Here is a 10,277-nt window from a genome sequence, read left to right as displayed (position 1 = left end):
GACCTCTCCGCCGCCCGCGACCACGGGATCGTCGGCGCGCTGACCGCCGCCGCCGGCCAGGGCCTGACAACTCTGGCCGACAAGGCCTACCACGCCGCCGGGATCGGCATCCTCACCCCGTTCAAGAAAACCGCAGGTCAACCACCCCTCAACGCCCGGCAACGGGTCCACAACATGCTGCACGCCCGAGCCCGGGCCCTGGGTGAACGCGCCATGGCCATCCTCAAAACCCGCTGGCAGGCATTGAACCGCATCACCCTCTGCCCCCACCGCATCGGCCACATCGTCCAAGCCGCCCTCGTCCTCACCCACCACGAACACCACGGCCGCTACTGAGAAAACCTCAATGTGGCGTTGGTTGCGTCAGATGCACCGAAGGCCACATTGGGTGCGTGGGATGCACCGAAGGCCACATTGGTTGCGTCAGATGCACCGAACGCCACATTGGGTGCGTCTGATGCACCGAACGCCACATTGGGGGCATCTCGCCCGTGTCCGGCAGGCTGAATCGCGCGCCTCGTGTGCCAGGTGGCGTTTCCTCCTTCGAGCGGGCCTGCGTAGGGTGACCCGCTGTGAGCGGAACCCTCTCGCCCGCGACGGGACTTGATCGCGGACGGCGGCCTCGCCGGGTCACCGTGCTGCTGCCGGTGCTCGGGCTGATCGTGGTGGCCCTGTGCGGCCTGTTCCTGTTCGGGCTCGCCACCGCGCGGGTCGGGCCCCTCGCCGTCACCATCGGCGTCCTCGCCGCGCTCGTGCCCGTCGCCGGTGTCGTCACCGGGTTCCTCTGGGTCGACCGGTGGGAGCCCGAACCCGCGAAGTTCCTGCTGCTCGCCTTCGCCTGGGGCGCCTGCATCGCGACCATCACCGCGCTGCTCATCAACACCACCGCCGAGACCGTCGGCGACCAGCTGCTCGGCTCCGGCCAGGGCAACGCGCTCGCCGCGCTCGTCTCCGCACCCGTCGTCGAGGAGGCCGCAAAGGCCCTCTTCGTCGTGCTGATCCTCTGGCGGCGCTCCAACGAGTTCGACGGCGTTGTGGACGGGGTCGTCTACGCCGGGTTCAGCGCCGCCGGGTTCGCCTTCACCGAGAACATCTACTACTTCGGGCGCGCCTTCGCCGACTACGGCTTCGGTGACGGGCACAGCCAGGGCGTCATCACGGCGTTCTTCCTGCGGGGCGTGCTCGCGCCGTTCACGCATCCGCTGTTCGCCGTGCTCACCGGCATCGGGATCGGCATCGCCGCGCGGACGACCACCAAGGCGCTCAAGATCGTCGCGCCGATCGCCGGGTACCTCGCCGCCGTCTGCCTGCACGCGCTCTGGAACAGCGCCGCGCTGCTCGGCGGGTCGAAGTTCCTCACCGTCTACTTCCTGATCATGGTCCCGCTGTTCCTCGGCGTGGTCTACCTGGTCATCCTGCAGCGGAAGCGGGAGCAGCGGATCATCGCCGCCGCCCTGCCGCACATGGCCGCGGCGCGGTGGATCGCGCCGTCGGAGGTCGACCTGCTGGCCAGCCTGTCCGGCCGCCGCGCCTGGCGCCGCCAGGCGAAACGCCAGTCCGGCAAGCAAGCGGCGAAGGCCGTCAGCGTCTATCAGGCGAGCGTGACGGAGCTCGCGTTCCTCGACCGGCACCCGCTCACCAGCGACACCGACCGGCAGCGCCAGCAGGAGCTGCTGCAGACCCTGAAGGCCGCCCGCGCGGAGGCGACGCGCCTCGCCGACGAGGCCGCCCGCGGGTGACCCGGTCCGGGTGAAGCTGGTCACCCGGGCTCAACGGCGCGCGCCCGCCCGAGTTAGTCTCGCGCCGTTCGTCCGGTACCCGCCAAGGGACTGGAACGAGAGCAGAGGGAGTCTGCGAACCATGAGCGTCCACAGGCGCACGCCATGATGAGGCCCGCCCGCCTCGCGGTCGGCGTCGTTTCCGCCGGCCGGGTGGGCAGCGTGCTCGGCGCCGCGCTGGCCCGGGCGGGGCACACCGTGGTCGCCGCGTCGGGGCTGTCCGCTTCGTCGCTGGCCCGTGCCGAACGCCTCCTCCCCGACGTGCCCCTCCTGCCGCCCGACGAAACCGTCCGCCGGGCGGACCTCGTGCTGCTCGCCCTCCCCGACGACGCGCTGGAAGGGATGGTGCGCGGGCTCGTCGCCACCGAGTCGCTGCGGCCCGGCCAGATCGTCGTGCACACCTCCGGGGCGCACGGCATCGACGTCCTGGCCCCCGCGGCCGAGGCCGGTGCCCTGCCGCTCGCCCTGCACCCGGTGATGACGTTCACCGGCCGCGAGGAGGATCTCGAACGGCTGGCGGCGTGCAGCATCGGCGTCACGGCGGCCGAGGACGACGAGGCGGCGTGGCACGTCGGCGAAGCGCTGGCCGTCGAGATGGGTGCCGAGCCGGTGCGGATTCCCGACTCCGCGCGAGCGCTCTACCACGCTGCGTTGGCCCACGGCGCAAACCACCTGATGACGCTGGTCGCCGACTGCGCGGACCTGTTGCGCCAGGCCGGAATCGAGCAGTCCGAACGCCTGGTCGCGCCACTGCTTTCGGCGGCATTGGATAATGTGCTGCGACACGGCGACCGCGCCCTCACCGGGCCGGTCGCGCGTGGCGATCTCGGCACCGTCCGCAAGCACCTCGCGGTGCTGGTGGACCGGGCGCCGGACGTGGCGCCGGCCTACCGCGCGCTGGCCAAGCGCACGGCGGCGCGCTCGACGGCTGCCGGGCTGCTGGACGCCGCGGCCGCCAAAGACCTCACCGAACTCCTCGACGATCCCGCCGAAGGGCACCCAGACCAGTGACCACACCGAAATTCAGCCGCGGCACCCTGAACACGTTCGCCTCTCCCGATCAGGTGAGCCAGGTCAGCCGGGCGTTGCACGGCGTCGGCCGCAAGCTGGCGCTCGTGCCGACCATGGGCGCGCTGCACGCCGGGCACCGCGAGCTGATCCGCCGCGCGAAGCGGCTGCCGAACACCGTCGTGGCCACCTCGATCTTCGTGAACCCGCTGCAGTTCGGCGCGGGCGAGGACTTCGAGGCGTACCCGCGGCCGCTGGAGGCCGACCTCGACGTCCTGCGCGAGGACGGCATCGAAATCGCGTTCACGCCGAGCGCGGACGCCCTCTACGCCGAGGGTGCCGTGGTGACCGTGCACCCGGGCCCGCTCGGCGACGAGCTGGAAGGCGCCGCCCGGCCCGGTCACTTCGCCGGCGTGCTCACCGTCGTCGCGAAGCTGTTCAACCTGCTCCAGCCCGACTACGCCTTCTTCGGCGAGAAGGACTACCAGCAGCTGGTGCTGATCAAGCGGATGGTGCGCGACCTGAACATCGGCACGCGGGTCATCGGCGTGCCGACCGTGCGCGAGCGGGACGGCCTCGCGTTGTCGTCGCGCAACGTCTACCTGACGCCTGAGCAGCGCGAAGACGCCATCGTCCTGTCGGCCGCCCTCACCGCGGGGGCGTTCGTCGGCCGGGACGGTGCCGACGCGGTCCTCGAGACCGCGTGGAAGACCCTCGCCGCGCGGCCCGCGGTCGAGGTGGATTACCTGGAGTTGAGGGGAACCGACCTCGGGCTCGCGCCCGTCGACGGTGAGGCACGACTGTTGATCGCGGCCCGGGTGGGGAGTACCCGGCTGATCGACAACGTTCCGGTGTTGCTCGGCGCGGCTGTCGAGCACCCGGAGCGGCTGGACGCAGGGGAATAGGAGTCCACGATGTACCGCACGATGCTCAAGTCGAAGATCCACCGCGTCACGGTGACCCAGGCCGACCTGCACTACGTGGGTTCGGTGACGGTCGACGAGGACCTGATGGAGGCCGCGGACCTGCTGCCGGGGGAACAGGTGTCCATTGTGGACGTCACCAACGGGGCGCGGCTGGAGACCTACGTCATCAAGGGGGAACGCGGCAGCGGGGTGCTCGGCATCAACGGCGCCGCGGCACACCTGGTGCACCCGGGTGACCTGGTCATCCTCATCTCGTACGGCCAGATGGACGACGCCGAGGCGATGACGTACCAGCCGCGCGTGGTGTTCGTCGACGCGGACAACCGGATCGTCCACCGGCACACCGACCCCGGCCACGCGCCGGAGGGGTCCGGGCTGCTGTCCGGCACGGTGACGCTGCCGCCGGACGACGACACCGCGGTCTTCCCGGTCGCCGAGACGGCGGACGCCCGCCGCCTCGACGCGTTGCTGCACGCGGAAAGCTGACCCGCTTGCTGCTCACCGTCGACGTCGGCAACACGAACATCGTCCTGGGCCTGTGGTCCGGTCAGGACCTGGTCGGCGACTGGCGCATGCGCACGGACGCGCGCATGACGGCCGACGAGCTGGCGTTGACGGTCCGCGGGCTGCTCGGCCCGCACGCGGACGCCGTGTCCGGGATCAGCGCGTTGTCGACGGTGCCGGCGGTGCTGCGCGAGCTGCGGGTGATGCTCGGCCGGTACTACGCCCGGGTGCCGAAGATCGTGGTCGAGCCGGGCGTGCGCACCGGCGTGGCCCTGCTGGTGGACAACCCGAAGGAGGTGGGCGCGGACCGGCTGGTCAACACGCTGGCCGCGCACCACCTCCACAGCACGGCGTGCGTGGTGGTCGACTTCGGCACGTCGACCAACGTGGACGCCATTTCGGCCCGCGGCGAGTTCCTGGGCGGCGCGTTCGCGCCCGGGATCGAGATTTCGGTGGACGCGCTGGCGTTGCGCGCGGCGGCGCTGCGGAAGGTCGAACTGGTGCCGCCGCGGTCGGTGATCGGCAAGAACACGGTGGAATGCCTGCAGTCCGGGATCCTGTACGGCTTCGCGGGCCAGGTGGACGGCCTGGTGCGCCGGATCGTCCGCGAGCTTTCGCCCGGCGGGAAGGAGCCGGTGGCGGTGCTGGCCACCGGCGGCCTGGCCCCGCTCGTGCTCGGCGAGTCGGAGACGATCACCGACCATGTGCCCGAGCTGACCCTGCTCGGCCTGCGGCTGGCCTACGAGCGCAACATCCGGCCCTGACCGGCCTCAGCGGCGCCGCGCGCGCAACGCCGTGGTGACCAGCGGCAGGTCGAACTCGCCGTCCGCGGTGGCCGGGTTTTCCGTGAGGAACTGCCGGAGCCGCCCGAGCAGCGCCGCCGACTCCGCCGGTGCCGACACGATCACCTGCGAATACGTCGCGATCGTTTCCACCAGGCTCTCCGCCGTGCGCCGTTGCGCATGGTGAAACCGCTCGATTTCGAACGGTTCGAATGCCGGGTTCGTCACCTCTCGCATATCTTCGGTGCTCGCCGGGCGGCGGGCGCCGTCGCGACCCAGTTCGGTGAACTCGGCGACCCACGGCACCGATTCGTCTTCGTAGTTCCACATCGGCACGCACACGCCACCAGGGCGCAGTACGCGGCCGATCTCCGTCATCGCCACCGGGACGTCGAACCAATGGAACGCCTGGCCGACGAAAACCGCGTCGACGGCCGCGTCGGGCAGCGGGATCCGTTCGGCCTGCCCCGCCAGCGACTTCGCCGACGGCACGACCCGCTCGAGTTCGGCGCGCATTTCCGGGTCCGGCTCGACCGCCGTGACGTCGAGCCCGAGCGCGGTGAGGCCGAGGGTGAGCTTGCCGGTTCCGGCGCCGAGATCGAGCACCCGGCGCGCTGTTCCGGTCGTGCCGGAAAGGCCCCATTCGATCGCTGCCCGCGGGTAACCGGGCCGGTGCTCGGCGTACTCGGCGGCGCGGGTGCCGAAGGAAGAAGCGCGCTGACCTCGCGTGGGATCACTCACCTCGCCCAGGCTAATGGAGGGAAAGGTAAAGGTAATCCGGTTGGCGTAGCGGTCCGGGGGGTTCGTACCCTATGGGCCATGACCGAAAACCCCGCTTCCACCAGCGAGCCCGCCGAAGACGAACTGCCCGAGCAGATGCGGGTGCGCCGGGAGAAGCGCGACCGGATCCTCGCGGAGGGTATCGATCCCTACCCGGTCGAGGTACCGCGGACGCACTCGCTCGCCGAGGTGCGGGCGGCGCACGAAGGGCTGCCCGCCGACACCGCCACCGGCGAGACCGTCGGCATCACCGGCCGGGTGATGTTCCTGCGCAATACGGGCAAATTGTGCTTCGCGAGCCTCCGCGAGGGTGACGGCACCGAGCTGCAGGCGATGATCAGCCTGGCGAAGGTCGGCGAAGACGCGCTGGCGGCGTGGAAGTCGGACGTCGACCTCGGCGACCACGTGTTCGTGCAGGGCGAGGTCATCACGTCCAAGCGCGGCGAGCTTTCGGTGATGGCCGACGCCTGGCGGATCACGTCGAAGGCGCTGCGCCCGCTGCCGACCGCGCACAAGGAGCTGGCCGAGGAAACGCGGATCCGCCAGCGCTACGTCGACCTCATCATGCGCCCGCGCGCGCGGGACGTCGTGCGCACGCGGGCCGGCGTGGTCCGGTCGCTGCGGGAGTCGTTCCACCGCCGCGGGTTCACCGAGGTCGAAACGCCGATGCTGCAGACGCTGCACGGCGGCGCCGCGGCCCGGCCGTTCGTCACGCATTCGAACGCTTTCGACATGGAGCTCTTCCTGCGGATCGCGCCGGAGCTCTACCTCAAGCGCTGCGTCGTCGGCGGCATCGAGAAGGTCTTCGAGATCAACCGCAACTTCCGGAACGAGGGCAGCGACTCGTCGCACTCGCCGGAGTTCGCGATGCTCGAGTACTACGAGGCCTACGCCACGTACGACACGAACGCCGTGATGACGCGCCAGCTGATCCAGGAGGCCGCGCAGTCGGTGCTGGACACGCTGGTCGTCACGCTGCCGGACGGTTCGGAGTACGACCTGTCCGGCGAATGGACCACGCTCGGAATGTACGAGTCGTTGTCCGATTCCCTCGGCGAAGAGGTGACGCCGGAGACGCCCGCGGCCAAACTGCTCGGATTCGCGCAGGCCAGGGGCCTGGAAGTGGATCCGAAGCTCGGGCACGGCAAGCTCGTCGAGGAACTGTGGGAACACCTCGTCGGAGATCACCTGCACGCACCGACGTTTGTCCGTGATTTTCCGCTGGAGACGTCGCCATTGACGCGGCAGCACCGCTCCCGGGCCGGCGTGGCCGAGAAGTGGGACCTCTACGTGCGCGGATTCGAACTCGCGACGGGATACTCGGAGCTGGTCGATCCGGTCGTCGAACGGGAACGCCTCACCGAACAGTCGCTGCTGGCCGCGCAGGGCGATAGCGAAGCCATGCGGCTGGACGAGGATTTCCTCCGTGCCCTGGAGTACGGAATGCCGCCGAGCGGCGGCGTCGGAATGGGTATCGACCGGCTCCTCATGGCGCTGACCGGGCTCGGTATCCGGGAGACGATCCTCTTCCCGCTGGTGCGCCCCGAATAACCCGGCCGTGTGAGGATAGCCGTCGGTTATGGCAATGAGATTTGCGCTGCACTCCAGAAGCGGGTACTAATGTTCTAGACAAAGTCTTCTGTCCCGGGGCTTGCCCCGTACCAGATCATTGAGTAAGCCCCGCAGGAGGAATCGGATGGCACAGAAGGTGCTCGTCTCGCTGGTCGACGACCTCGACGGCAGTGAGGCGGAAGAGACCGTCGAGTTCGGTTTGGACGGAGTCAGCTACCAGATCGATCTCTCCTCGGAAAACGCCGAGGAGCTGCGGGACGCGCTTGCCCAGTATGTCGAGCACGCGCGTCGTGCGGGCGGTCGCAAGCGCGCTTCGGTTCGCCCCGTCGCGGGTAAGGGTTCGGCTCGTCCGGCCGCCGTCGACCGCGAGCAGAACCAGGCCATCCGGTCGTGGGCGCGCAAGAACGGTTACGCGGTTTCCGACCGCGGCCGCATCCCCTCCGAGGTCGTCGAGGCCTACCACAAGAAGAACTGAAGATTGTTCACGCCGTCTTCGTGCGGGTCGGCCGCGGGTCGCTGACCAGCAGTTATCCGCAGGTGCCGGTGATGGCGTGGCAATCTCGTCGACGCGGGGTTTCAGCGGGCCGCCGGGCGAATTCTCGCCCGGCGGCTTTCTTCATGTCTTGGCGCTGTCCGGTTGCCGTTCAGCGGTGCGGGCGGTTCGCGCGTACTCGGCGGGCGACTGGCCGGTCACCGTCCGGAAATCGCGGATGAAGTGCGACTGGTCGCTATAGCCCAGTCGAACCGCCAGACCGGCGTAATCGGGATCTCCTTCTGTGACGAGCCGCTGCGCTGCGTCATTGAGGCGGTATATCCGGATCGCCCACTTGGGCGGGACGCCGACGTGTTCGGCGAACATGCGCTGTACGGACCGGGTGGTTAGTCCAGTATCCGCACACAGGTGTGCCACCCGGGTAATTCCGGGGTCCCGCGCGATTGATTCCACCGCCTCCGCGGCCGCCCGCGCGGCCGGCGACAGCCGCACCGGTTTTGCGATCAGCAAGTTGTCGATCGCACTGGCCATTTGCGCGTCGCTGCCGGCGACGCCCACCGATTCGGCGGCCCGATCCGCGGCCGGTCCGAAAACGTCGGTGAGCGGGACGGCCCGGTCGGCGATGTCACGCACCGGGCCGCCGAGGAACGCGCGGAAGGTGCCCGGCCGGAATCGCACACCCAAGCCCTGGACGCGGCCGGTCAAGCGGTGCGAAAAGACGTCGTGGGCGGGGCCGTGCACGCCGGAGGCGCCGGGGAAGAACGTCACGTGGACGGCGAGGTTCGGCAGCACCCGCTGCTCGTACGGCGGTTTGCCGCGCAGGTCCCAGCGCAGGATCCAGTGGTATTCGACGAATTCGGCGAGCTCCGGCGCGGGCGGGTGCCGGGTCAGCGTGAACATCGTGCGCGCGGTGGCCTCGGCCACGATGCCGCGCGGGATCCGGTGCGTCACGGGTTCACGGTAGCTGTCGCGTTCGTCCAAGACGTCTCGTTCGCCGGAGGTTTGGATCACCGCATGACTGCTTCGTTGCTGCGCCCGGCCGCGGCCGAATTCCTCCGGATCGCGTGCGCGGTCCCCGACCTGACCGCCCCGACACCGTGCGCGGGGTACGACGTCCGAGGGTTGCTCAACCACCTCTTGTACTGGGGCCCGTGGCTGATCGCGGCGGGTCGTCGGTTGCCGGCGCCCGCGCCGGCCGGTGGCGAGGCGGCTGTGGTGACGGAGGACTGGCGCGCGGACTTGGAGAAGCAGACGGAGACGCTGCTGGAGGTGTTCGGGACGCCCGCGGCGTGGACGGGCATGACGTCCCTGGGCTCGGCCGCGATGCCGTCGTCGGTGGTGGGCGCGATGGTGCTGGGCGAGTTCGTGCTGCACGGCTGGGACCTGGCCCGGGCGAGCGGGCAGTCGTGTGCGTACACCCCGGAAGCGGCGACGGCGGTGTACGAGTCCGCGGTGGCGATGGGCGACCAGGCGCGGTCGATGGGGGTGTACGGCCCGGCGGTGGCGGTGGCGGCCGACGCGTCGCCGCTGGAGCGGGCGCTGGGCGCGGCCGGGCGGGACCCGGCCTGGACGGCCTGACTCAGCGCGAGCAGGTGCGCGGGCAGCCGTCGCACTCGGCCGACGACGGCAGCAGGTACGAGAAGCAGCAGCTCTCGCGCCGCCGGGTCCACTCCCGATGGCCCTCCGGGCCCTCCGCCATGCGCAACGTCGACGCCGACGTCAGCGGTGGGTAGCGCTCGTCGAGCACCAACGCCGCGTCCGCGACCCCCGCGCCCTCCGCCTCCGGTGTGCCGCCCTGGCGGCCCGCCCACCACAGCGAGTTCTCCAGCGCGTCCGTCGCCGCCGCCCAGAGCGTGCGGCGGCCCAGTCTGCTGATCGGCGCGTACACGCCCACGAACCGGGCCGCGTGGGCCAGGTAGCGGGCGCGGAGCACCGCCGCCAGTGCTCGCTCGTCGCGGACCACAGTGGCCTCCGGGCGGGCCGAGCCCGGGTCCGTCGGGAGGCAGTGGAACGCGTCACCCAGCACCGCCATGCCGTCCGGGTGGGGGCGGTCGTCCGACAACCTGAACGCCAGCTCGGCGGGCGCAAGGGATGGCACCCGCCGCTCGTGGTGCAGCAGCAGCGCGCCCACGTACGCCGGGACGTGCAGGTACCACGTCAGCACCCAGCTGGCCGTCGTGCGGGCCGGTGCCGCCGCGTGCTCGCGCAGCAGCCAGTCGCCCAGCAGGCCGCGCCACTCGTCGAAGTACCCGGGGGTCTCCAGCAGCTCCGAGCAGCGGATCCAGCCCGCCGGGACGTCGCGGCGCAGCTCGGTGCGCTCCTGGCGCCCCGAAACCCGCCGCAACGACGACGCGAGGCCGTCGCCGACCTCGCGCGCGTCACGGAAGGACCGCTGCTGGTTCAACCGCGGCCCTCCTCGAAGCGCCGTAGTGGA

General features: G+C 70.5%; 12 protein-coding genes. 9 read left to right on the top strand and 3 right to left on the bottom strand.

What is annotated here, in order from left to right; all coding sequences use genetic code 11:
* The 6 genes from I4Q55_RS08600 to I4Q55_RS08575 all read left to right on the top strand — a co-directional run.
* Nucleotides 1-336, top strand: a 336-nt coding sequence (locus I4Q55_RS08600; protein ID WP_242545494.1) for a transposase family protein, incomplete at its 5' end; no start/stop codon positions are given.
* Between the two features lie 299 nt (nucleotides 337-635).
* Nucleotides 636-1,739, top strand: a complete 1,104-nt coding sequence (locus I4Q55_RS08595) for a PrsW family intramembrane metalloprotease (protein ID WP_206785508.1) — start codon at nucleotides 636-638, stop codon at nucleotides 1,737-1,739.
* 90 nt (nucleotides 1,740-1,829) lie between these two features.
* Nucleotides 1,830-2,789, top strand: coding sequence for a Rossmann-like and DUF2520 domain-containing protein (locus I4Q55_RS08590; protein WP_374194456.1), 960 nt, complete (start codon nucleotides 1,830-1,832; stop codon nucleotides 2,787-2,789).
* Complete coding sequence (gene panC, locus I4Q55_RS08585) at nucleotides 2,786-3,691, top strand: pantoate--beta-alanine ligase (protein ID WP_206785465.1); 906 nt, start codon at nucleotides 2,786-2,788, stop codon at nucleotides 3,689-3,691. Before I4Q55_RS08590 ends, panC begins: the two co-directional genes overlap by 4 nt.
* Before the next feature lie 9 nt (nucleotides 3,692-3,700).
* Nucleotides 3,701-4,198, top strand: coding sequence for an aspartate 1-decarboxylase (gene panD, locus I4Q55_RS08580; RefSeq protein WP_206785464.1), 498 nt, complete (start codon nucleotides 3,701-3,703; stop codon nucleotides 4,196-4,198).
* A 5-nt stretch (nucleotides 4,199-4,203) separates the two neighbouring features.
* Entirely contained in the window at nucleotides 4,204-4,980 is a 777-nt protein-coding gene (locus I4Q55_RS08575) for a type III pantothenate kinase (RefSeq protein WP_206785463.1), read from the top strand.
* Nucleotides 4,981-4,986: 6 nt separating this feature from the next.
* On the opposite strand, the gene I4Q55_RS08570 is transcribed toward I4Q55_RS08575, so the two are convergent.
* Nucleotides 4,987-5,739 carry a class I SAM-dependent methyltransferase gene (locus I4Q55_RS08570; protein WP_206785462.1) on the bottom strand — a complete coding sequence of 251 codons (753 nt, stop codon included), beginning with the start codon at nucleotides 5,737-5,739 and terminating at the stop codon, nucleotides 4,987-4,989.
* A gap of 78 nt (nucleotides 5,740-5,817) precedes the next feature.
* Here I4Q55_RS08570 and lysS point away from each other — a divergent pair, with 78 nt between their 5' ends.
* A complete protein-coding gene (lysS, locus tag I4Q55_RS08565; RefSeq protein WP_206785461.1) occupies nucleotides 5,818-7,329 on the top strand; it encodes a lysine--tRNA ligase in 1,512 nt (503 codons plus the stop codon).
* Nucleotides 7,330-7,474: 145 nt separating this feature from the next.
* Nucleotides 7,475-7,825 carry an Lsr2 family protein gene (locus I4Q55_RS08560; RefSeq protein ID WP_020641935.1) on the top strand — a complete coding sequence of 117 codons (351 nt, stop codon included), beginning with the start codon at nucleotides 7,475-7,477 and terminating at the stop codon, nucleotides 7,823-7,825.
* Nucleotides 7,826-7,966: 141 nt separating this feature from the next.
* On the opposite strand, the gene I4Q55_RS08555 is transcribed toward I4Q55_RS08560, so the two are convergent.
* Nucleotides 7,967-8,824 carry a helix-turn-helix domain-containing protein gene (locus tag I4Q55_RS08555; protein WP_206785460.1) on the bottom strand — a complete coding sequence of 286 codons (858 nt, stop codon included), beginning with the start codon at nucleotides 8,822-8,824 and terminating at the stop codon, nucleotides 7,967-7,969.
* A 33-nt stretch (nucleotides 8,825-8,857) separates the two neighbouring features.
* Here I4Q55_RS08555 and I4Q55_RS08550 point away from each other — a divergent pair, with 33 nt between their 5' ends.
* Entirely contained in the window at nucleotides 8,858-9,421 is a 564-nt protein-coding gene (locus tag I4Q55_RS08550) for a TIGR03086 family metal-binding protein (RefSeq protein WP_206785459.1), read from the top strand.
* 1 nt (nucleotide 9,422) lies between these two features.
* Here the strand turns inward: I4Q55_RS08550 and I4Q55_RS08545 are convergent, their stop codons facing one another.
* The gene (locus I4Q55_RS08545) at nucleotides 9,423-10,247 is read right to left on the bottom strand and encodes a (2Fe-2S)-binding protein (RefSeq protein WP_206785458.1); all 825 of its coding nucleotides are present in this window, start codon (nucleotides 10,245-10,247) and stop codon (nucleotides 9,423-9,425) included.
* Between the last annotated feature and the right edge of the window lie 30 nt (nucleotides 10,248-10,277).

The sequence above is a fragment of the Amycolatopsis sp. MtRt-6 genome, from assembly GCF_017308975.1.
Classification (GTDB): domain Bacteria; phylum Actinomycetota; class Actinomycetes; order Mycobacteriales; family Pseudonocardiaceae; genus Amycolatopsis.
This window is presented reverse-complemented; position numbering and strand designations above follow the sequence as displayed.

Bases quoted from the DNA above. Each gene is read 5' to 3' on its own strand.
- I4Q55_RS08550 (WP_206785459.1), top strand. From the start codon at position 8,858: ATGACTGCTTCGTTGCTGCGCCCGGCCGCGGCCGAATTCCTCCGGATC.
- lysS (WP_206785461.1), top strand. From the start codon at position 5,818: ATGACCGAAAACCCCGCTTCCACCAGCGAGCCCGCCGAAGACGAACTG.
- panD (WP_206785464.1), top strand. From the start codon at position 3,701: ATGTACCGCACGATGCTCAAGTCGAAGATCCACCGCGTCACGGTGACC.
- I4Q55_RS08560 (WP_020641935.1), top strand. From the start codon at position 7,475: ATGGCACAGAAGGTGCTCGTCTCGCTGGTCGACGACCTCGACGGCAGT.